Source organism: Trichocoleus sp. FACHB-46 (assembly GCF_014695385.1).
Lineage (GTDB): Bacteria > Cyanobacteriota > Cyanobacteriia > FACHB-46 > FACHB-46 > Trichocoleus.
The window spans coordinates 31,721-52,328 of record NZ_JACJOD010000025.1; the positions used below are offsets into that span (position 1 = coordinate 31,721).

The following is a 20,608-nucleotide window of genomic DNA, read 5'->3' on the forward strand; positions in this document are numbered from 1 at the left end:
TGCGTTAATGTTTGGGCGAATCGTTGCCACTTGGAAACAGTAAAGGTTTTCAGGTGGCAATTTTTTAGCTAATTTTTAGATAAATTGGTTGAACAAAAGAGCTTTTTAGGGCCGCCAAATGACTCCTCAAGTATTGCTGCTAATCGGCAAGGTCACGACAGTAATACTCAGTCGATAAATTCACTAGAATATCTCTGTCAACTGAAGTTTTATTTTTCCAAAAAGTGCTTTCGGTACCTGTCCTTAACGCATTGCATACGTCTGATGCGGCTTGAAGAATTTGGCGAGGATTGTTTTGAGCTACTTGCCTTAACTGTGGGTTAAGTGTGGGAGAACTTGCTAAAAGACCTAAATACTCTTCAAGAAATTGCTGATCTCTAGTTTGAACTATTTCAACCGCTTTTTCTCCACAGAGGCGATCGAGATTGAGGGTTGAACCACTAGTCGTTCTCATATAACACACTGACGCATCAGTGCTTGGGACAGTAGAGTAGTCAAACTGCTGAGAGGCAAGAACGGAGTGATTATGGCTTCCTACTAAATTTATTAATAGAGTATTTACTAATAGGCTAGAGGTTGTCAGAAGTCTCAGGTTTTTCATTGGAGTATTTCATATTGAACCTTCATAAGTACAGCAAATACAAGTATAAACGCAAGATACCTGTTGCAAATAAGTTTCATTTTTAATTTAACCTTTGAGATTTTAACTTAATCTTTGTAATTGTTAATAATAAGTTGGTGATTAGAAATTCATATATTTTCTAACTTAAGTTTTTGCTTTTTATAAGCTTCTCTTAGCCTCTACTTAAACTAAGAATTCTTATCTTTCCTAGATAATCAAACTGCCTATTGGTAACAACCTTTTCAGAATTTCAAAGAGGCTGTAGTGAATCTATCAAGACGTAAATTTTTTGCCCTGGCAGGGACATCGGCTGCGGGTGCTGTATTGTTATCCCCTTTGGAAGCTTTTTATGCTAAACCCTCGATCGCTGCTGGGCCTTACGGTAATTTAGTCGCTGATCCAAATGGAGTCTTAGATTTACCAGCTGGGTTTACCTATCGCAGGCTGTCTGAAACGGGGCAAACCATGACCGATGGTTACAGAGTGCCTGGTGGTCATGATGGTATGGGTGCCTTTGCAGATGCCAGCGGCAATACGGTTCTCATCCGGAACCATGAACTCGCTCCTACCTCTAGTAATGGCTTGAGCGCTCCCAGCACCAGGAAGTACAACACCAACGCTAGGGGCGGCTGCACTAAGTTGGTGGTTAGTCCCACTCGGACTCTGGTATCGCATCGAGGTGTGTTGGCAGGAACGATTCGTAACTGTGCTGGTGGTCCGACCCCTTCAGGCTCTTGGCTAACCTGCGAGGAAACCTTTGAAACCAACAATACCAAGAGGCACGGCTACGTATTTGAGGTTCCCAGCAGCGCAACGGGGTTTGTGACACCTGTGCCGCTAACCGCGATGGGACGTTTTAATCATGAGGCTGCTGCTGTAGACCCCAACACAGGGTATGTCTACATGACGGAAGACCGAGGAGATGGGCTTTTCTATCGCTTCATTCCCAACCAAAGAACCAACTTGAGTGCTGGCGGCACTTTATCTGCTTTAAGGATCACGGGTTCCTCCGGAATCAATACCGCCACGGGTTTCCCCAAAAATACTGCTAGAACAGTGGACTGGGTGACGATCGCGAATCCCGACCCTTCAACGGATACCGTTAGAACAGAGGGATTTAACAAGGGAGCAGCGAGATTCTCTGGTGGAGAGGGGATCTTTTACGGCGGTGGTTATGTTTACTTCACCTGCAAGAGCGGCGGTAGTTCTGGAGATGGGCAGATCTGGCGCTATTCACCTGCTAACAATACTGTCGAGCTTTATATTGAACCTAACAACTCCGGTGTCTTAGACAATCCTGACAATATTGTTGTTGTGCCAAACCGAGATATCTTCCTCTGCGAAGACGGCGATGGAACAGACTTTATCCTAGGTGTCACCCCCAGTGGCAGTCTTTATAAGTTTGCTCGGAATGCCCTCAATACATCAGAGCTGGCTGGAGTTTGCTTCTCTCCCGATGGTCAAACGATGTTCGTGAACATGCAAACTCCTGGCATTACCTTTGCAATTTGGGGTCCCTGGTAAGCAACTAATGCTGCGATGATTGAGTGACCTCGTTCAGCGATCGCCACCCTTTATAGTCAAAGAGCGATCGCTGAATTCCAAATTATTTGCTCGACTGCACCCACTCGGTAATCCCAGCCGCAATCGCCTCAGCTAATTTCTGCTGCGCCTTGGGATCGACAATCCACTCGAATTCTTCTGGGTTAATCATGAAGCCCAATTCGAGCAAGACCGCAGGAGCGACGGTCGGACGAGTTAAAGCTAAGTTATTCCAATAGACTCCATAGGAAGGGCGATCGAGCTTTTCTACGAGATAGTCATGCAGAAACACAGCGAGACTGTTGGCTTGGGGATTGTACCAAAACGTGGAAACACCTTTGGTTTTGATCGCGTCACCGTTGTCTGGGAGGGCGTTGTAGTGCAGGCTAAGGGCGATCGCGGGTTCTAGTTTGTTAATTTGGTTTACCCGATCTTGGGGATATAGGTCTTCATCGCCTTCGCGGGTCATATAGACGGTGGCACCTCGCTTGAGCAACTGCTCTCGTACCAGTTTAGAAATAACCAGCGTCACATCTTTTTCGGGATATCCGGTGGGGCCTTTCGATCCTAAATCGTTGGGGCTGCCATGGCCTGGGTCGAGCAGGATGGTGATGCCCTGTAGAGATCGGTTTTTAGATTTCTGAGATGTTTGGGGAGGATGGCGCAAGGACAAGACCAAGCTGGTGCCTTCGTACCGCAGTTTATAACCCCACTGTTGATCTGACTTCAGTTGCAAGGTGTACTGTACCTGAGTTGGAGCAACTTGTTGCCAATCTAGTCGAGAAATTAGGCGATCGGGGTTGACATAGATAGTGTCCGTCTGGGCGGTGGTGTTGAAAAGATTGAGGGTAAAAGTGCGATCGCCCTGTTGCACGCTCACAGGCACAGGGGCTTGCAAGGGAAACACCACTTCTGTCCATCCAGGAACCTGACGAGAACTAATGCTGCGGATCAGCGATCGTAGTGGCACTGTGCTGGACGCCAGTCGCGTTTCCTTTTGGTTGATCCAAGCGCCATAATCTAGGCGCAACCAATCTCCTTCTCTGCCTGTCACAGCGGCTCGCGTTCCTTTCGGCAAGGGAGTGAGACGAGAGTAGTCAGTAGTGGGGCCTGTGCGAGTGGTGCCTGCCTCGGCTGTCACCTCTGCCACTTCCAGTTGATTCGGGGCCAAAATAGTGACTTTGCCAGGAGCCGCTTGCGTCGTGCTCGCCCCTTTGGAACTGAGTTGAAATTGTGGTTGACCTAAATTTCCAGGGGTAGTTGCGGTGGTGCAGCCTTGATATTGCCCGATCGCGGAGCCAATGGTGGGTTGGTTTTGCTGAGTCAGCACCGCCGAGTTTTCTGGCAGATTCACCGCTTGGGTTTGACCCTGTAACGGAATCGTTTGGTTACCGAGCTTGACGCTGACCTGAGCTTGCGGTGGCGCGATCGCGCCAAAACAAATAGATTCTCCAGGCAAACGAGCGATATCAACAGCAGGAGTCAAAGAATCTTTGGCGAAATTTAACCCAGTGGGCACTTCTGGCTGAGCGGCTTGACGAGTCACCTTGAGCTGAATGGTTTGGTTTTGGTAGCGCAGGGTGAATAAATTCTCGCCAACTTGCAGCGGAAACGTAGGCGCAAAATGCCCTGCCGCACTGCGTTGAATTGGGCGATCGTTGACCAGCACTTCTCCAGAGGGGGGAGCGGTGCCAATTAAGAAAATGCGATCGCTAGTGGTCTCATGGTTATTCGGTGGGTAGGCCAGGTACAGCGGTTGTGCTGCTATTGTCACGGTTTGCCACAAGACGGCACTACAAGTTCCGACACCAATCGCTGTCCATCCCAAAATTCTGTTCATATCTTTTCTGTCCCTTGGCCTTGTTCATTGTGTCTCCCTAGGGTTTTGTGTTGCAAGTAAGAAGACTTCATCAAAAAAACAAAAAGATTGTTAAATCTAGCTGGTATGGTACTTTAACCAGCATTAATACTCTTGCAGAGTGATAAGGAATACTGTAAAGCAGTCTGCTTTGGTAATAAATTTAACTTTAATTTCCGTAGTTTGAATACCGTAGATTTCCGCCCAAAACCGTCCATGTCCTTTGAGTAGAGGAATTCTATGAGCCTAAACTTCGCTGAGCTGTTTGACGAAAGCTATTATCTGGCAACGAATCCTGATGTAGCTCTTGCGCTTGCTTCAGACGCATTCACCAGTGGTCTCGATCACTTCACTCGGTTCGGTCGTTTAGAGGGGCGAGACCCCAGTGCTTTTTTTGACACCAAGTACTACCTCAGTACCAACCCGGATATTGGTGTAGCGATCGCTGCTGGAACTATCCCTAGTGCCATTGATCATTTCGTGCAGTTTGGGCAGACAGAGGGACGTGAGCCAATTTTTCTGTTTGATAGCAACTACTATTTGGCAAAAAACCCTGATGTGGCTCAGGCTGTGGCAGCGGGCATCTTTAGCAGCGCCTATGACCACTTTTTGGAGTTCGGGCAACGAGAAAGTCGGAGCTTCGGCCCGTTTTTCGATACCAACTATTACCTCAGCACCAATCCTGACGTAGCTCAGGCTGTGGCAGCAGGAACGATTAGAAGTGCAGTGAGCCACTTTCTGCAATTTGGCCAAGTGGAGAGGCGTGACCCCACTCCCTTATTTGATAGCGACTACTATTTAGCCCAGAACCTCGATGTAGCTCAGGCAGTAGCAGCAGGCGCTTTCAACAGTGGTTATGAGCACTTTGCTTTGTTTGGACAAGGGGAAAATCGCAGTCCGAGCCCGGCTTTTGACGGGAGGGCTTACTTGGCGCGTTATACCGATGTTGCCCAAGCGGTGGCAGCAGGAATCTTCAAAAGCGCTTTCGAGCATTTTGCCTTGTTTGGCCAAGCGGAAAACCGTCTGGGAGTCAATGCTGCTCCTGTGGTCGGCAATCAAGCAATCACGACCAACGAAGATGTGGCGATTACCGTCAATGGCTTGCTGAATACTAGTGATAGCAATGGTGATGCGATCGCGATCGCCAGTGTCGGTCCAGCCGCAAATGGCACTGTGACCATCAATCAGGACGGCACCCTCAGCTACACACCCAACCTCAACTTCAACGGTAGTGATACCTTCACTTATACAGTGGCTGATGCCTTTGGTGGGACCGCGATCGCCACGGTAAGTGTCTTAGTGAATCCATTGCCGGATGTTCCGATCGCGACTAACGACACGGTCTCCACCAGCGAAGATACCCGACTGACGATTAGCAGCAATCTTCTCTTTACTAATGACATTGAGCCTGACGGCCAAACCTTACTCATTACTGGCTTTACCCAACCTGCGAATGGCTCGGTAGTAGGGAATGGTGACGGTACTTACGTCTACACGCCCAACGCCAACTTCAATGGCACAGAGAGCTTTACCTACACTGTGACTGATGGCCTCGACGGTTCTGCTACGGCAACGGTGACGATCTCGGTTGGAGCTGTTAATGACACCCCAACCCCTGGATCTGACAGCTTGACCACAAATGAAGATACATCCCTCAGCTTTACCCAAGCGAACTTACTCACGAACGATTCGGACGTTGAAGATGGACTGCTGACAGTTACAAGCTTTACTCAACCTACAAGTGGCAGTTTAGCCAGAGATAACAACGGCAACTACCTCTACACCCCTGCCCCCAACTTCAACGGCAGCGCCAGCTTTACTTACACCGTTACAGATAGCAATGGTAGTTCGGCGATCGCTACAGCCAACCTAGTGATGAACTCGGTCAATGACTTGCCCCTTGTCGGCAGCAATACCGCGACCACAGTTGAAGACACGGCTTTAACTTTAAACGCAACAGACTTACTCGCCAATGACTCCGATACAGAGATTGGAGAGTTGCTCATTACTAGCTTTACCCAACCTGGGAACGGCAGTTTAGTGGGTAACAATAACGGCACTTATCTGTATACACCCAACTCCAACTTCAACGGCAGCGATAGCTTTACTTACACCGTTACCGACAGCAATGGTGGCACCGCTAGTAGTACGGTGACTCTCAGTGTGACTTCAGTTAACGATTTGCCGATCGCGACTGGAGACAGCTTTAGTTTGGATGAAGATGGCACGCTGACCATTACTGCCAACAATCTGCTGCTCAACGATCGAGATGCAGATGGCACCCCGCTGCTGATCACCAATTTCACCGCTGCTTCCAAGGGGCAATTAGTCGATCGAGGCGGCAATACCTACCTTTACACCCCAGAGCCTGGGTTTAGTGGCAGCGATAGCTTTACTTACACCATTACAGATGGCACCAGCAATAATGCAACGGCAGTAGCTGTGGTCACGCTCACCGTTAATGCGGTCAACGACATCCCCATTGTTGGCAATGATGCGTTTACCACCAATGAAGATACAGTGCTCACGCTCAATGCCACCAACTTATTGACGAACGATTCTGATGTGGAAGGAGAACCACTAGCGATCGTTAGCTTCTCGCAACCGACGAATGGCAGTGTTATGGGTTTTGGCAATGGCACATATCTCTACATGCCCAAGGCAGACTTTAGTGGCAGCGATAGCTTTACGTACACTGTCCGAGATGGTGTAGGTGCGACAGCAGTAGCCAACGTTAATCTCACGGTGGTTAAGGACACGAATGTTCCGCCCATCGCCCTAGATGACTTTGTGACAACCAATGAAGACACGGCGATCGCCAGCTTCAACGCCTTTGCGAACGATACTGATGTCGAAAATACTCCGCTTACCCTCGTCTCGTTTACCACGCCTGATCAAGGCACTGTCACCTTTAGCGAGGAAGGGGTCTTTACCTACCAGCCTAATTTTGGCTTCAACGGTAGCGATAGCTTCAGCTACACCGTCAAGGATGGCAACAACGCTACGGCCTCTGCCACCGTTCGCATCGGGGTTAATGCAGTCAATGATGCGCCTGTGCTCAATCCTGAGGCTGCACCTCTATTAACGGCGATCGCCCCTACTGCCACCGACAGTCCCGGTAATATGGTGTTTGAGTTATTGGGTACCCAAGTCACGGACTCGGACGTAGGTGCCCTCTCAGGCATTGCCATCACAGAAGCGAATGATGCTAGCGGCACTTGGCAGTACTCCCTCGATAGTGGCAGTAATTGGACGGATATCTCTGGAGTTTCAGAAAAGTCAGCTCAGTTATTAGCTGGCGAAGAACTGATTCGCTTCCAGCCAGAACCTAATTTCCTTGGCCTCGCCACCTTTACATTCCACGCTTGGGATCTCACAGATGGCCAAAACGGCGAGACCATCGACTTAACCACGAGTGGTGTAGGCGGTAGTAGTGCCTTTAGTAGTGGTACCGAAACCGCCATGCTTCCAGTTGTCATCGGCGGTATAGTTCTCGATCCGTTACCCGGAACCGGATCTGGAATTTAATTCCGACCACTTGAAGCATTGATTAATTAGCAGCGGGGGTGTGCGAAGGTATGCCCTCGCTTTCGCTTATAAACACGAATGCGATCGCGTCCCTCCTAAAATTTGGCTACTATTTTGGATACAAGTAGCCATGCCCAGAGTCTTTGAGGCTTCATACTGAACAGCATGACCAGCAATCCCAACTCATCTCAGTCTCACTCGCCTATGTCTGCGCCGGAACCCGGCTCACCTGACTCTAACTCTGGCGCTAACAGCCTTAATGGTGCGGCGAGTAATCAGCTTTACCAAGAAAACTTAGCGGCTAACCAATCATTAGGGGCACTAACGAGTAATTCGTTACAAAAGTCGCGGCAGCCTGTCGTGCGGCATACCCAGTCTCAGAAAGGGGTTCCGGGTAGCTCGCCAGCGACTACTGCTGCTACTTCCGTCATGATCTTGGCCGCGATCGCCATCATGCTGATTGGGTTTGGATTGGATAATGCTTGGTTTGGTTGGGCAGGGGCTTTGGTGGCTTTGCTGCTGTCTTTGCAGGTGGTGTGGCCTGTTTGGCAACCTGCGATCGCCGAGTTATTCCCCCGACAAGAGCAATCGGTTTGGATCGGCACCGTAGGACTGATTGCAGCTCTGGTGGGTCTTTATCAACTTACTGGCTTCAATCAGCGCCTGAATAATTGGATCAATCAGTTAAATTGGGATGCGGTTGGAGCGTTAGGCGAAGTCTTTGGCGCGTTAGGGCAGATTTTAATTGCGGTTTTAGCGGTTTATATTGCTTGGCGACAGTATGTAATTTCTAAAGACCTGACAATCCAGCAGAACCTTATTACTCAACAGCAAACTATCGACACTTATTTCCAAGGTATTTCAGATCTGGTGTTGGATGACCAAGGGTTGCTAGAAGATTGGCCCCAAGAACGGGCGATCGCGGAGGGCCGTACGGCTGCCATCTTTAGCAGTGTGGATGCGGGTGGAAAAGCCAAAATTATTCGGTTCCTCTCGCGGGCCAAGCTGCTAAGTCCATTAAGGCGCGATCGCCGGTTGGGCCGAGCAATTTTGGATGGGGTTGGCGGCTACGAAGAAGACCGAATTCATGGGGTCCGAGTCATTGACTTGGGAGTGATGCTGGCTGGGGCAGATTTGTCTGGGACTGATCTCCGCTGGACTGACTTAAGCGAAGCCAATTTAGTCCGGGCGAATCTCAACAACTGCGACCTAGTAAAAGCCAACTTAGCCAGAGCAATTTTGTATGAAGCCAAGCTGCAAAAGGCTGACCTAGAAGGCACCCGTCTGTTCTATGGCAACCTTGATACTGCCACTCCTCGCAGCCGCACCGAGGCTCCTGACTACCGGGCTGGCCTGCATACAGGGGCAGTTGTAGAAAACGCCGATCTCACGGGGGTAAAGCTGTCGGAAGATCAACGCTGCTACTGCTGTGCTTGGGGCGGTTCCAAAACTAGAAATACGATCATGGGCGGCTGCGAAGGCATTCCCAATCTGCTAGGTCGCTAACTCCTGATCTTTAATCAACATATCCAGTAAATAAAAGTACCAACGCTATCAATGACTCCGTTGGTACCACTAGAAATGGAATGCTGAGGCTCACGAGTACAATTCGCCAAGCTCGTTTGAGCTTTACATTTAACCAAATACTTATCCCAAGCAAGATCGATATAACTAAAGCAAACTTTCTATTTAAGGTGAGCCAGTCGCTCTCAGACACATTAATCAGTGGGTTTTCTAACCACAGCATCCGACGCTCAAAGCTAGTTAATCCTAGGTTGTCTTGAACGTAAACAAAGGGTTTACTAAAGCTAGCTCGGTAATCATATCCACCAGAGCACTTTAGTATCTGCTGACCGTACTTGACGTTGCACTGAGTTAAAACCGTGCTGGTTTGGTGGCCATAAGTGAACTCAAGTTCAAGTAGCTGCCCTTTCAAATGAGTTGTACATCTAGCAGAAGTTTTTACCGGATCTCGTCCGATGCACTGAAAACGGTGCCCTGATAGAACAATACGCTGAGCATCTACACCAACTGTAAAAGCAGCGATCGGTACTGAGATAAATAGTGGCCCGGATAAAACAAGCAAGGCGATGGCTAAGCCAATGAAGCTGGAAAGAATGTAGTTATATCGCTGCTCTAGAAATCCAGTCTGCACACTCATAAGCTGTTGCAACTCGTTCTAACCTCTATGGACAGACTAAAATCTTTGCTGTTCCCCAGAAGCATGGCTATTGGTGCTCATTGTTTAGCTTTAGCGATCGCTCTACCTCGCTACTAATCTGAAGTTTGGAGAGAGTTGTATTCTTTACCATCCCAGTAGATCGTGCGGCTAGCTGATGCTGCTTTTGCCATCAAAATTCCTTCTCCTAGAGCCGAGATTGACGGATATTTAGCTATCTCTTCTTCAGGGACGACTGCCCAAATATCATCGGCACCCAACTTGTCGGGATCATCAATGATAGTTGCCTGCTCTGTACCACCCTGAAAAATTGCCATCACTAAAGGAGAACTCAAGCCATTTTGAACTGGTTTTTCTTGCAGCATTAAGGCAATATCAATTTTGCTGTCGCCGTTAAAGTCTCCTCGCAGATATAGAGGTCTGATGTCCCTAAAGACCATGACATAACGTTCATTCAACTTTTGCTTAAAAAAAGATTCTCTAACCCATAGAGGCACGTTGCTATATCTAATTTGGGCAATAAATGAGGATTGGTCTGACCCATCGCCATAGCCTTGCACTGTTTGCGGATCATACGTAGTGTCATAACTAGCAGTTTGCGGAGAGCGCTCAGACGGCCTAGTAGGACTACTCTCTGCTCCAGGAGTTGAGGTTGGAGTTGGAACCTGATTTTGGGAGTTCTGTGCAGTCTCCACCGAACTATTCGAAGCACGATTTGTGGAACAAGCGATCGCAAACCATAACAGAAGACAAATTGTTGTCCAACGAGCGATTGAAGTTTTCTTCATAGAGTTTTCTCCTCCTTTTGTCGAGGTGAAGATTTCTTTTTGGTTTTAATTTTTTTTGAAGAGAATGCGGAGCGATCGCCTCCATAGAGTCACATGCGATCGCTATTTCTAAAGCATGATTAACCCTGAAGATATAAATACAGGCTGAATTAAAGGCTTTTCGCAAAACCCCATCTTCCTGTCTGTAGCACGCAGAATGCCTGCACTACAAATAAATTCAAGGAGTAGGAAAATTAAGGTGCAAATAATAATTTTCTAGAGAATTTTTCTCCGGTATTGAGTAGTTACTTGCTCAATAAAAGCTTGCCATTGCGGTGCTGGAGTCCAAATTTGCTGTAAGTCTTGGAGTGCTGCTTCAGGAGCAACATTTTGGCAAAGGGTGCGGTATAAAAACATAAATGCTGAAACCCGCATATTGGCAGCACAATGGACAAACACTTTTTTGTCGTGGTTAGCTGCCATCACCTCAAAGAAATTCAAAGCATCCTCAACCTGCGGTTTTTCCCAATCAACTGGAATGTGAATATATTCCATCCCGTAACTCGTAATGATTTCTGCTTCGTTTTGCAGCGCATTCGTTGAGGTGGATAGCGCTAAATTCACCACAGTTTCGTAACCTGCGGCTTTAATGGCTACGAACTGCTCGACACTCGGTTGCCCGGCTGTGCCGATTTTGTCAGAGAGGCTGAGGAAAGCTCGAATTTCTGCAAGTTTAGGAGTATTCATTTCAATCTCCTGATCTATTGCTGAGTCTATGGTTAATCAGCGCGGGGCGATCGCTCAGAGTAATAGCAACTAAGGGTATATTCATCACAAGGTCAGCGTGCAAGTACTGGCAGGCTAGAGACGGATCATGCGCCCTCACTATTCTTTTGTAGTTCCTATTTATAACGAAGAAGCTACCATCCCAGAGCTGTATCGCCGCATTAGCAGCATCATGGACCGCATGGATGGGCCAGTGGAGTTGATATTGATTAATGATGGCAGTCGCGATCGCTCTTGGGAACTATTGCGGGAGCTGCACCAACGTGATGCGCGGGTTTGCTACTTGAGCTTGGCTCGCAACTTTGGCCATCAAATTGCAGTGACGGCGGGGCTAAACTTTGCCCGTGGGCAAATTGTGGTGATTCTGGATGCGGATTTGCAAGACCCACCAGAACTGATCCCCGACATGGTGGAAAAGTGGCGGCAAGGCTATCAAGTGGTTTATGCCCAACGCACGCAGCGCCAACGCGAAGGTTGGTTTAAGCGTTTCACGGCCTATGCTTTCTATCGCATCCTGAAGCAGTTAGCCGATGTCGAAATCCCCACCGATACGGGAGACTTTTGTTTGCTCGATCGCCAAGTGGTGGATGTGCTGAATGCGATGCCAGAGCGAAATCGTTATATTCGAGGGCTGCGATCGTGGGTCGGGTTTCGGCAAACCGCAATTTTGTTTGAGCGGAACCCTCGCTTTGCTGGAGATGTGAAATATACGTTCCGCAAGTCCTTGGGGCTAGCTGTGAATGGGTTAGTTTCGTTTTCCAAAGTACCGCTGCGCATTTCGACTTATATTGGGCTATTTTCTGCGGCGATCGCGCTTTGTATGGCAATTTTGGTGCTTTACTGGCGATTTTTTGCCCCTGGTTCACCTTTGACTGGCTACGCGGCTATTATTGTGGCGGTCTTTTTTCTGGGTGCGGTGCAATTGGTCAGCATCGGTATCCTGGGCGAATACATTGGCCGCATCTACGAGGAAATCAAAGGTAGGCCCCTCTACACCCTTGCAGAAGTGCAGGGATTCCACGAAGCAGAGACCCCCAGCCCTCAAGTAATCTCTAACGGTCACGCAGAGCGTCGATAACGGCCAACATGAGGCAGGAAACCAGCCAACCGTTAACCGCTAAGTACTACCTACTCACTACCCACTGCCACTACCTGTCCCGTCTCTGCCGATCGCCGCGCGGCGTCTGCCACTTTCAAAGCATACAAACTGGCCTCTGGTGACACATATAAAGGAGTGCCTTTATAGAGATGATCTAAAACATTGGCTGTGTCTTTCGCGAACAAACCCCGTCGTCCGCCCACCTCAACCACCTGCTCGCCAGCAGCTTGAATTAAAGTGCCGCGATCGCCATCAAAGACTAAAGCTCCTTGGATTCCTTGCACTTCAAAGGTACGAGCCGATTGCCATAGGGTTTCCCCTTTGCCATAGGTGACTTCAGCTAGCACCCCATTGGCGAAATTCAAGTGGGCGGTGCACAAGCAAGCCTGATATAAACCAGAGTCTTGATCGGCTTCAGGTTGCCTCCAGTAACGCGCCTGACAACTTACAGTTGTAACTGTGCCAAACAAATCGGTTAAGCGATGAATCCGGGAAGTAGCACCCAAAAAGGGAAAGCCAAACAGTTCTGGCTGGTAAGTCCATTTTTGCGGCGCGGGATTTTGGGGATTGATTGTGGCGTAGCGGGCGTAAAAGACGGAGCCAATCTGCGGCAAAGATTTCCGTAGGGCCTGATGCAAGCCGCCCAAGAGTTCAATATGCTCGACATGCAGTAATTTGTTTTGGGTTCTAGCTAGGGCAATCAGCATCTCTGCCTCGGCTACATCCAAAGCCAAGGGATACTCAACCACGACATGCTTGCCTGCTTCTAGGGCGGCTCGGGCGATCGCTCCGTGATCCCGATTTACCGTACAGATCACCACCAAATCAATTTCCGGGCGATCGAGTAAGGCTGACCAATTGTCCAACGCCTCAGCTTGGTAAGTTTGGCTAAAGGCAACGGCTCTTTCTAGCTCGTGGCCCACTACTGCTACTAGTTGCGATCGCGAATCCGCTTGAAATGTCTCTGCTCGTAACTTTGCGGCATAGCCAGTCCCAACCAACCCTACATTGAGGGGAAATGGAACCATATCTTTGAAGAAATGCGTGGTCACAGCTACAAATCCAAGTCAGTACTAATGAACAAGATGGCGAATCTATAGATTACCGAATTGTTCTAATCCAGGTAGATAGTTTTAGCTCCAACCCGACTAACTAGCGTAGTTAATGAATTCTAATAAAACAGATAATTCTTACTAATTTATCGCTTGATTTTGGGACTAATAGAATTCCATTTGTCAACCGCTAAACCCTCATAGCATCTTACTTCTAAGCCATAAATCTAATGAATAGGCTGAGAAAGGAACCGGTAAAAGCCATTTAGTCAAGCCTTTACCCGTCCCATAAGTATAAGTAGATCAAATGACCAAATTTCATTACGAATCCCATTCAACCCAACACCTGATTTGGTGTTACAAGTTTTAATTTTTCCCGTAGTATCTAGAAGTGAAGCTGATGAAGGAAGCCATTACTCAGGAAGATGCCTGAAGTCGCCTTTCTACAGGCTTTACGTGCCGATTCATTGAACAGAGAGGACTACTGCATGCCAACTTTTAAGGTCACCTTGATCAACGAAGCTGAAGGGCTCAACACCACTATTGAAGTTCCTGATGACGAGTACATTCTTGACGCCGCAGAAGAGCAGGGAATTGACCTTCCTTACTCCTGTCGCGCTGGTGCTTGCTCTACCTGTGCTGGTAAGATTACCAGCGGCAGCATTGATCAAAGCGATCAGTCCTTCTTGGATGACGATCAAATCGAAGCTGGTTTCGTGCTAACTTGCGTGGCTTACCCCACCTCTGATTGCACCATCCTGACCCACCAAGAAGAAGAACTGTACTAAAAAATTCGTTTTGTCGGGCCAGAGAGAAATGCTAATTGGTTGATTTCTCTCTGGCTCTCACCAAGGTTCTAAACCTTTTTGCTAAAAGAGGAACTTAGATGATATTGGTCGAGGGAGTGGGCAGGAGTGCGAGTTGCACTGCCTGCCTTATTTTTTAGCTTCTAGGAGCCGTTTGGGGAGACGGAGTGCGCCAAAAGGTCAGCGCTTGACTAATCGGTTGAATCTGAGTGCCTGGATAGTAGAAACTCAAAATTTTCTGATTGGTCCAGCCCAACTTACCTAGACGGTAGGAGCCAGTTTGGCTTAACCCTACGCCGTGTCCCAGCCCTCCTCCCACAAAGGCGTAACCTTTGAGAACTTTGTTGGCTCCGTAAATGGGGTCTAAGTAAAAGAGGGTGCTGTTGGGTGGGTAGAAAGCGTTGAGAATGTCATCTTTTTCTAACTCGATCGCGCCTCGATCCGTTTGTGCCACCATCTTCAACACTCGTCCCGCAGGCGATCGCTCGGTGACCTGGAGTTGTTGAATAGCTGTGAAATCAGCTAAGGGATGTTTATTGCTCTGCAAATATTGCTTCAGATCTGTGGTCAGTCGAGGTAAACTGCCCTCTTCGCGCCAGCGGAACATATCCCACCCCTCTTCATTGAAGCCTTTACGCTGAGTAATAAAGGCCCGGAAGTTTTGCTCATTGGCTAAGCTGCGCTGCGATAAATCCCAAATGTTAGCGGCTGAATCGATCACGGCTTGCAAGTAAGGCCGAGGGGCTCCATTCCAGACATCACTAAAGGGCGCGGTTACTCCACCTGTGGTCGAGGAGTATAAAGCGTCCACGAGTTCGTTTTGGTAAGTCAAGACCAAGCCCCGAGTCGCTGCGATCGCGCGATCGGCTTCAGGCACGGTTCCAGTTAATCCCCAATACACTTGGCATTGGGTATCGGCACAAAGCTCGTAACCATCGATCGCGAAGCGGCGTAAGTTGCGTAGGGCGTAAGTACGAGCCAAAATTGCTTGGGCTTCGACCGCAGGCTGGGGGGCTCCAGCCCCAATTTCGTGCGGCACAACGCCTCGCAAGTACGTTTCGATAGGTACTTGATTAACGAGAGTATAGGTGCCGTAAGAGTTGGGTTGCAGGCGTATTGTTCCAGCATAAAGCCGACTGGTTTGCTGCTCTTTGGCTATTTGTTCGGGACTTTTGTTTTTCTCTTTACTGCCCGGCGTGACCTGAACCAAACTGCTACTACTACTGACTTGGAACTGATCCCGGGTGTAGCGGTAGCCATCTACGATAAACGAGGCTTTCGGGACTTGGGAAAGAACTTGTGAATCAATATACGCAGTCGCATTACCTTGGTCTTGCAAGCTTTGCAGTAGTAAACGCCGCAGGAGCGGGGAACTGTACACATCCCGCTTAGCCCAAACTTGCCAGCGTTCCGGCTGGGCGACTTCAACTTCAATCCCTTGAGCCTGCCACTTGGCAGCGCTGTCTTCAGCACTCTCGAAGCTGCGGTGAGTACTCAGGACCACTCGTTCATTGACTTGTGGTTCTGGTAGTGGCTGCATCACCACATCCATCTTTACCTTGGTAGTGCTTAAGGTTTGGCGGATGGGGCCTGTCGTAAAAGTTAGGGTCAGGCGATCGCCCGCTGGGGCTTGCAAAGTTAGTTCATCGGTGGGTTTGGTGCCAAATCGTTGCACAACGCCAAGTTGTAGCTCTGGTTCTGGGGGCGCAGCAGAGACTCCTGCCTGGACTCCTAAGCCTGCTAAGCAGGAAGCAGCGATCGCCATACCAGATAACTCAAACCAAGGGAGACGCAGTGGGTTTCTCTGAACCTTGGGGTTTTTAGCTTTAGAGGAAGCAATGGGTTGAAGCGGTTGGCTCACAGGTCGCGGCATCGCAAGAAGACTTCTTTGACAGAATACGGCAGTTCGACGAAAAAAACAGGGAAAAAGATCCGTAATTTTCATCAGGCTTAACAATCTCTTTCCTGGCTGCTCAGCAAGTCGCAGCGACAAGAGAAATTATAAAAAATGTTGCAAATCGTAGTCGGAATGAGTATGATTTAGGACATAAGCAATCATCTCTCCGCCGCAGCCGATGGCCAGAATTGAAAATATTCCCATCCAAAAAATTCGTCGTCCTTTGTTTCGACAAAACGACCCTGCTAAAGTTGCCGCTTTGATGACTTCTATTGAGGCAGAAGGCTTAAGAGAACCCATTGATGTTTTAGAAGTTGAGGGCGAGTACTATGGGTTCTCGGGTTGCCACCGTTTCGAGGCTTGTAGTCGCTTGGGTCATGAAATGATCCGCTGCAACGTTCGTCGTGCGCCTCGCTCAGTTTTGCAGATGCACCTGGCCTAAAGCTGAAAGTAGCAACCGAGTAAACTGCCTTTTGTATTAACCCTGACATTTATCATCCTGACATTTAGCGATGACTATCTAACTGGCATAATCTAGTTGCAAGCTGGATGGTTAGCTAACAAAATCCTTGAGTTACCTACGGAGATATTATGCAAGCCCAATCTAAAGGTATCGCCATCAATATCGGTATTAGTGAAGCCGATCGCAAGGAGATTGTGGACGGACTTTCCCGTCTGCTGGCAGATACTTACACGCTTTACCTCAAGACTCATAACTTCCACTGGAACGTGACGGGTCCTATGTTCCAGACGCTTCACCTCATGTTTGAGACTCAGTACACCGAATTAGCTTTGGCTGTGGATCTAATTGCTGAGCGAATTCGTGCCCTCGGATTTCCTGCTCCTGGCACCTACAGCGATTTTGCCCGAATTAGCTCGATCGACGAAACTCCGGGTGTCCCCACCGCCGACGAAATGATTCGTCTCTTGGTAGAGGGTCAGGAAGCTGTGGTTCGCACTGCTCGCTCTGTTTTTCCAGCTACGGAGCGGGTTAATGATGAACCAACGGCTGACCTGCTAACGCAGCGGATGCAAATTCATGAAAAAACAGCTTGGATGTTGAGAAGCCTACTCGATCAGTAAGATCTCGAATCATTACTTGGGACGTCATCAACTTCAGACTCACGAATGGGTAGAAAATGAGATGGTATTACTTCAGAGCTACCCGTTGAAGTGTAAGTAGGATGATCCCAGCGAACTCTCCAGACTACACCCATCAGTTGCGATCGCTTATGCAACCGATGGGTGTTTCCAGCTTTAAAGCCCTAGCTCAAAAAGCCGACGTGTCAGAGTGGCAGGTGCGGCAACTGCGGCAAGGACGAGCTACTCAGATGCGGGCCGAAGCCTTGATTAAGCTCAGCCAAGCTCTAAAAATCTCCTTGCCTGAGCTGATTAGCACTTTTTCGCAGGTTGCCCTAGAGCCAGAGGTACGCCCTGTTTTGCCGACAGTCAGTGAAACGGGTTTGGAGGCTGAACTGGTAGCCGTAAAGTTGGAATATGAGCGATCGCAAGCGCAATTGGCTCAACAACGAGAGGCGCTTTGGCAAGAGTTTCAACAATCTGTTTTGCAGGCGATCGAATCTTGGCTTCTGCAATGGCCGACAGCGGCTTATGCAGCTCAACAAAACCCTCAAGCACCAGCGGTCAGACTGCTACCATTACTGCGACCGATTGAAACTTTATTACAGCAGTGGGGAATCGAGGCGATCGCTGAAGTGGGAATGGAACTGCCCTACGACCCAACTCAGCATCAATTGATGGAAGGAATTGCTCAACCTGGCGATCGCGTCCGAGTCCGCTACACAGGTTATCGTCAAGAGGGGAAGCTGCTTTATCGCGCTAAGGTGAGTCCTGTGGTTGCAGATAAGCCCTAAACACCTTCGTTTTAGCATCCTCCAAGATTCAGAACCTACGCCAGTTCAACAATCTCTCATTTGACTGATGCTGCAATTGTGTGGATTTGTTGCAGTAGAAAGAGAGCTGAAGCGTGGAGAAAAATAAAAATGCGTAAGTTAAATATTGGTTTGACCGAAGAACAGCGTCAAGGCGTGATTGGATTGTTGAATCGTGATCTGTCTAACGCTTATTTGCTTCTGATCAAAACTAAGAAATACCACTGGGATGTAGTTGGTCCTCAATTCCGCTCTCTACACCAAATGTGGGAAGAGCACTACCAAGCTCTGACCGAAAACATTGATTCACTGGCTGAGCGCGTCCGGATGTTGGGCGGCTACCCGGTTGGAACTGCTCAAGGCTTCTTGGAAAACGCATCTATTGAAGAGCATGGGGGTGACGTTCCTACAGCTGAGCAAATGGTTTCTAACTTGGTCGGTGACCACGAGCAGGTAATTCGTAATCTGCGTGACCATGTAGACCAGTGCTCCGAAAGCTTCCATGATGAAGGAACTGCCGACTTCCTCACAGGTTTGATGGAACAACACGAAGAAATGGCTTGGATGTTGCGCTCCTTTATTGAAGGGCAGTCAATCCAGCCCGATGGTCAGACTAGTGCAGAACCCAAGCTGACTGTAGCTGCGAACTAAATTAGTTTTGTAGCTTATAAGTCTTAAGGTAAGAGAGGTGAAGCTTAGGCTTTGCCTCTTTTGCTTATGAAGATTAATTGACTGTGATTAGGCGATCGCTACTAAAAAGCCAAAAGTTTTTAGTAAGAATTTCCGTAGAGTCTTTTGTCAGAGTAATTAGCTAATTTCCTGTGGTTAGGCGCAATCGCTGATACAGGTTGAGTCATTTGGCTAGGGGAGTTTTGGGGTCTGCAAAGAGAGAATTGAGTTGTTAAGCGCAAACTTTTTCTTACTTGAAGAGATCTGACCCATATGACACCGGAAGAATTCAGAGAGGCTTATCTAGCAGCTCAAAATGGCCTTGGAAATGATCTGCAAACGCTAGTAAGTCTGTCTAAAAAATTCAGCGAATTGGCAACTAAATTCAGCGAGCTAGCAGATAAAATCCCAGTAAACTACTCAAAAATCAATGAGATTGTAGAAGATTTTATTGATCAACAAGAGCCGTAACCGCTAGTTAAATGATTGAGTAAGCGGTCTTCAGTTCAACTTCAATTGTTTTCACCAAATTCTCTAGAGCGATCGGTTTTGTGAGATACGCACATGCTCCCAAATCGATCGCTTTTTGCTTCTCGCTCTGGAAGGCGTAGGCAGAGGCAACGATGACGGGAACAGCAGACCAGGCAGACGATTTTAATTGCTGAAGCAAAGTCAATCCATCAATGCAAGGTAGCTTCAGGTCGAGGAGCAGTAGCCCAGGTTGGAACTCAGCCAAGGCTGAAAAGAAGTTGAGGCCATCCGGTAGGCTCAGAACCGTGTAACCTTCAGCTTCTAAACAGTCGTGAGTAATTAAGCGATGCAGCTCATTGTCTTCAACAATCAAGATTCGCTCTTTAACAGTGGTTGAATTGTGAAGTTCAGTGATTGTCATCGCTATCTCTATCAAGTTCCTGTAAAGCTTCGAACTTCCTATATTGTGCGTTCAATTTTTTCCGTTGTACTCACTGAACTGGCCGAACTATAGTTAGCAAAATCGCGTAAAAACTGCGCTCTTTGAGCAAATTTTATACCTTCACGGTTTAATCAGTTAGGCAGTATGGTTTTTTCCTAAAGTAGGTATCGCTCCTCTATTACATTTACTGGCGCGATCGCTGCCTCGCTTCATCCCTGCGCTTTCCTTACCGTCTGTCACGCTCTAGTCGCTGAATAGGGGCTTTCCAATACCAGGCTTCAGGATGTCTGCTTGCTAAAACGCTCTTTTCGTAGAGCACCATTGAAAATATAGCCAAACGGCTTGATGCAATCTTGAGGGTATATTTCATTCATGTGGTTAATGCTGATCTCTTTAGCTGCCCTCACTGGAGGCATTTGTGGCTGGATCTTCCAGGGGAACCGTTCCGTTATTCTGGGAGGTGCAATTCCTTGGTTTGGGCTGCTGGCGTGGCTACTCTACAACGAGTATTTCGTCCCCTACCAAGGAGGTGGAGCATCCATGTGGCCGATCGCCCAACTTTTTGCTGGCTCTATAGTGGCTATGGTAGGTGTACTTGCAGCGGTTGCTGTTCGTGAAGTCAAAGCGAGATTGCGTGGAAACAATCGACCATAAAACCGGGCGTTCACAAATTGAACCCGTACAAATCGCTCTCCTATTACGTTTTACGTTTACGGACGCGATCGCTGCCTCGCTTCAGCTCTGTGATCGCCCCACCACATCAGTGCTAAAACAGGAATCCCGATCACTATAGGCACCAGAAATCGGAGATCGGCTGCGGCTACCCCTACTCCGGAAATGGTGAGAGTAAGGAGTGCTGTAATGAAGTATCGGGTGTTAATGCCTTTTCCCAGATGCTTGAGCAGTAGTAATACTGGCCAAAAAATGACAAAGAAGGCTAAGGCAAATAGGAATATACCCAACACCGAATAAAAGACGAAAGTCAAAGACATACAAAA

General features: G+C 48.3%; 20 protein-coding genes. 11 read left to right on the top strand and 9 right to left on the bottom strand.

Features of this window, described 5'->3' with window-relative positions; all coding sequences use genetic code 11:
- Positions 1–139: 139 nt before the first annotated feature.
- Entirely contained in the window at positions 140–454 is a 315-nt protein-coding gene (locus H6F72_RS15105; RefSeq protein ID WP_190437099.1) for a hypothetical protein, read from the bottom strand.
- 432 nt (positions 455–886) lie between these two features.
- Between H6F72_RS15105 and H6F72_RS15110 the strand changes: the two genes are divergently transcribed.
- Positions 887–2,146, top strand: a complete 1,260-nt coding sequence (locus H6F72_RS15110) for an alkaline phosphatase PhoX (protein WP_190437102.1) — start codon at positions 887–889, stop codon at positions 2,144–2,146.
- An 82-nt stretch (positions 2,147–2,228) separates the two neighbouring features.
- Here H6F72_RS15110 and H6F72_RS15115 read toward each other — a convergent pair whose 3' ends face one another.
- The gene (locus tag H6F72_RS15115) at positions 2,229–4,004 is read right to left on the bottom strand and encodes an N-acetylmuramoyl-L-alanine amidase (RefSeq protein WP_190437105.1); all 1,776 of its coding nucleotides are present in this window, start codon (positions 4,002–4,004) and stop codon (positions 2,229–2,231) included.
- 258 nt (positions 4,005–4,262) lie between these two features.
- On the opposite strand from H6F72_RS15115, the gene H6F72_RS15120 reads away from it, so the two are divergent.
- Together H6F72_RS15120 and H6F72_RS15125 are read left to right on the top strand one after the other, a co-directional pair.
- Positions 4,263–7,550: a cadherin-like domain-containing protein gene (locus H6F72_RS15120; RefSeq protein ID WP_190437107.1), complete on the top strand. Its 3,288-nt coding sequence runs from the start codon at positions 4,263–4,265 to the stop codon at positions 7,548–7,550.
- 165 nt (positions 7,551–7,715) lie between these two features.
- On the top strand, positions 7,716–9,056 hold the full coding sequence (locus tag H6F72_RS15125) for a pentapeptide repeat-containing protein (protein WP_190437113.1): 1,341 nt from the start codon (positions 7,716–7,718) through the stop codon (positions 9,054–9,056).
- A gap of 10 nt (positions 9,057–9,066) precedes the next feature.
- Here the strand turns inward: H6F72_RS15125 and H6F72_RS15130 are convergent, their stop codons facing one another.
- The 3 genes from H6F72_RS15130 to H6F72_RS15140 form a co-directional block, all read right to left on the bottom strand.
- Positions 9,067–9,711 (bottom strand): hypothetical protein, encoded by a 645-nt coding sequence (locus H6F72_RS15130; RefSeq protein WP_190437115.1) that lies wholly within the window; start codon positions 9,709–9,711, stop codon positions 9,067–9,069.
- Positions 9,712–9,824: 113 nt separating this feature from the next.
- Complete coding sequence (locus H6F72_RS15135; protein WP_190437118.1) at positions 9,825–10,517, bottom strand: hypothetical protein; 693 nt, start codon at positions 10,515–10,517, stop codon at positions 9,825–9,827.
- Between the two features lie 255 nt (positions 10,518–10,772).
- A complete protein-coding gene (locus H6F72_RS15140) occupies positions 10,773–11,243 on the bottom strand; it encodes a protein tyrosine phosphatase family protein (protein ID WP_190437120.1) in 471 nt (156 codons plus the stop codon).
- Positions 11,244–11,370: 127 nt separating this feature from the next.
- On the opposite strand from H6F72_RS15140, the gene H6F72_RS15145 reads away from it, so the two are divergent.
- Positions 11,371–12,360 carry a glycosyltransferase family 2 protein gene (locus H6F72_RS15145; protein ID WP_190437122.1) on the top strand — a complete coding sequence of 330 codons (990 nt, stop codon included), beginning with the start codon at positions 11,371–11,373 and terminating at the stop codon, positions 12,358–12,360.
- 50 nt (positions 12,361–12,410) lie between these two features.
- Here H6F72_RS15145 and H6F72_RS15150 read toward each other — a convergent pair whose 3' ends face one another.
- Positions 12,411–13,433, bottom strand: a complete 1,023-nt coding sequence (locus tag H6F72_RS15150) for a Gfo/Idh/MocA family protein (protein ID WP_370527506.1) — start codon at positions 13,431–13,433, stop codon at positions 12,411–12,413.
- Between the two features lie 488 nt (positions 13,434–13,921).
- Here H6F72_RS15150 and H6F72_RS15155 point away from each other — a divergent pair, with 488 nt between their 5' ends.
- Positions 13,922–14,221 carry a ferredoxin gene (locus tag H6F72_RS15155; RefSeq protein WP_190437124.1) on the top strand — a complete coding sequence of 100 codons (300 nt, stop codon included), beginning with the start codon at positions 13,922–13,924 and terminating at the stop codon, positions 14,219–14,221.
- A 154-nt stretch (positions 14,222–14,375) separates the two neighbouring features.
- On the opposite strand, the gene H6F72_RS15160 is transcribed toward H6F72_RS15155, so the two are convergent.
- Positions 14,376–16,112 (bottom strand): SpoIID/LytB domain-containing protein, encoded by a 1,737-nt coding sequence (locus H6F72_RS15160; RefSeq protein ID WP_242016956.1) that lies wholly within the window; start codon positions 16,110–16,112, stop codon positions 14,376–14,378.
- Positions 16,113–16,314: 202 nt separating this feature from the next.
- On the opposite strand from H6F72_RS15160, the gene H6F72_RS15165 reads away from it, so the two are divergent.
- The 5 genes from H6F72_RS15165 (at position 16,315) to H6F72_RS15185 (ending at position 19,168) form a co-directional block, all read left to right on the top strand.
- Positions 16,315–16,578, top strand: a complete 264-nt coding sequence (locus H6F72_RS15165) for a ParB N-terminal domain-containing protein (RefSeq protein ID WP_190437126.1) — start codon at positions 16,315–16,317, stop codon at positions 16,576–16,578.
- Positions 16,579–16,748: 170 nt separating this feature from the next.
- Positions 16,749–17,219, top strand: a complete 471-nt coding sequence (locus tag H6F72_RS15170) for a Dps family protein (protein WP_370527508.1) — start codon at positions 16,749–16,751, stop codon at positions 17,217–17,219.
- 101 nt (positions 17,220–17,320) lie between these two features.
- Positions 17,321–18,010: a helix-turn-helix transcriptional regulator gene (locus H6F72_RS15175; protein WP_190437129.1), complete on the top strand. Its 690-nt coding sequence runs from the start codon at positions 17,321–17,323 to the stop codon at positions 18,008–18,010.
- Between the two features lie 129 nt (positions 18,011–18,139).
- Complete coding sequence (locus tag H6F72_RS15180) at positions 18,140–18,679, top strand: Dps family protein (protein WP_190437130.1); 540 nt, start codon at positions 18,140–18,142, stop codon at positions 18,677–18,679.
- 291 nt (positions 18,680–18,970) lie between these two features.
- The gene (locus H6F72_RS15185; RefSeq protein WP_190437134.1) at positions 18,971–19,168 is read left to right on the top strand and encodes a hypothetical protein; all 198 of its coding nucleotides are present in this window, start codon (positions 18,971–18,973) and stop codon (positions 19,166–19,168) included.
- A 7-nt stretch (positions 19,169–19,175) separates the two neighbouring features.
- On the opposite strand, the gene H6F72_RS15190 is transcribed toward H6F72_RS15185, so the two are convergent.
- Positions 19,176–19,589, bottom strand: a complete 414-nt coding sequence (locus H6F72_RS15190; protein WP_190437138.1) for a response regulator — start codon at positions 19,587–19,589, stop codon at positions 19,176–19,178.
- A 393-nt stretch (positions 19,590–19,982) separates the two neighbouring features.
- On the opposite strand from H6F72_RS15190, the gene H6F72_RS15195 reads away from it, so the two are divergent.
- Positions 19,983–20,264 carry a hypothetical protein gene (locus tag H6F72_RS15195; protein ID WP_190437141.1) on the top strand — a complete coding sequence of 94 codons (282 nt, stop codon included), beginning with the start codon at positions 19,983–19,985 and terminating at the stop codon, positions 20,262–20,264.
- A 56-nt stretch (positions 20,265–20,320) separates the two neighbouring features.
- Here H6F72_RS15195 and H6F72_RS15200 read toward each other — a convergent pair whose 3' ends face one another.
- Positions 20,321–20,602 carry a hypothetical protein gene (locus tag H6F72_RS15200; protein ID WP_190437144.1) on the bottom strand — a complete coding sequence of 94 codons (282 nt, stop codon included), beginning with the start codon at positions 20,600–20,602 and terminating at the stop codon, positions 20,321–20,323.
- Positions 20,603–20,608: the final 6 nt, after the last annotated feature.

Bases quoted from the DNA above. Each gene is read 5' to 3' on its own strand.
- H6F72_RS15105 (WP_190437099.1), bottom strand. From the start codon at position 454: ATGAGAACGACTAGTGGTTCAACCCTCAATCTCGATCGCCTCTGTGGA.
- H6F72_RS15115 (WP_190437105.1), bottom strand. From the start codon at position 4,004: ATGAACAGAATTTTGGGATGGACAGCGATTGGTGTCGGAACTTGTAGT.
- H6F72_RS15120 (WP_190437107.1), top strand. From the start codon at position 4,263: ATGAGCCTAAACTTCGCTGAGCTGTTTGACGAAAGCTATTATCTGGCA.
- H6F72_RS15125 (WP_190437113.1), top strand. From the start codon at position 7,716: ATGACCAGCAATCCCAACTCATCTCAGTCTCACTCGCCTATGTCTGCG.
- H6F72_RS15130 (WP_190437115.1), bottom strand. From the start codon at position 9,711: ATGAGTGTGCAGACTGGATTTCTAGAGCAGCGATATAACTACATTCTT.
- H6F72_RS15135 (WP_190437118.1), bottom strand. From the start codon at position 10,517: ATGAAGAAAACTTCAATCGCTCGTTGGACAACAATTTGTCTTCTGTTA.
- H6F72_RS15140 (WP_190437120.1), bottom strand. From the start codon at position 11,243: ATGAATACTCCTAAACTTGCAGAAATTCGAGCTTTCCTCAGCCTCTCT.
- H6F72_RS15145 (WP_190437122.1), top strand. From the start codon at position 11,371: ATGCGCCCTCACTATTCTTTTGTAGTTCCTATTTATAACGAAGAAGCT.
- H6F72_RS15155 (WP_190437124.1), top strand. From the start codon at position 13,922: ATGCCAACTTTTAAGGTCACCTTGATCAACGAAGCTGAAGGGCTCAAC.
- H6F72_RS15160 (WP_242016956.1), bottom strand. From the start codon at position 16,112: ATGCCGCGACCTGTGAGCCAACCGCTTCAACCCATTGCTTCCTCTAAA.
- H6F72_RS15165 (WP_190437126.1), top strand. From the start codon at position 16,315: ATGGCCAGAATTGAAAATATTCCCATCCAAAAAATTCGTCGTCCTTTG.
- H6F72_RS15175 (WP_190437129.1), top strand. From the start codon at position 17,321: ATGATCCCAGCGAACTCTCCAGACTACACCCATCAGTTGCGATCGCTT.
- H6F72_RS15180 (WP_190437130.1), top strand. From the start codon at position 18,140: ATGCGTAAGTTAAATATTGGTTTGACCGAAGAACAGCGTCAAGGCGTG.
- H6F72_RS15185 (WP_190437134.1), top strand. From the start codon at position 18,971: ATGACACCGGAAGAATTCAGAGAGGCTTATCTAGCAGCTCAAAATGGC.
- H6F72_RS15190 (WP_190437138.1), bottom strand. From the start codon at position 19,589: ATGACAATCACTGAACTTCACAATTCAACCACTGTTAAAGAGCGAATC.
- H6F72_RS15195 (WP_190437141.1), top strand. From the start codon at position 19,983: ATGTGGTTAATGCTGATCTCTTTAGCTGCCCTCACTGGAGGCATTTGT.
- H6F72_RS15200 (WP_190437144.1), bottom strand. From the start codon at position 20,602: ATGTCTTTGACTTTCGTCTTTTATTCGGTGTTGGGTATATTCCTATTT.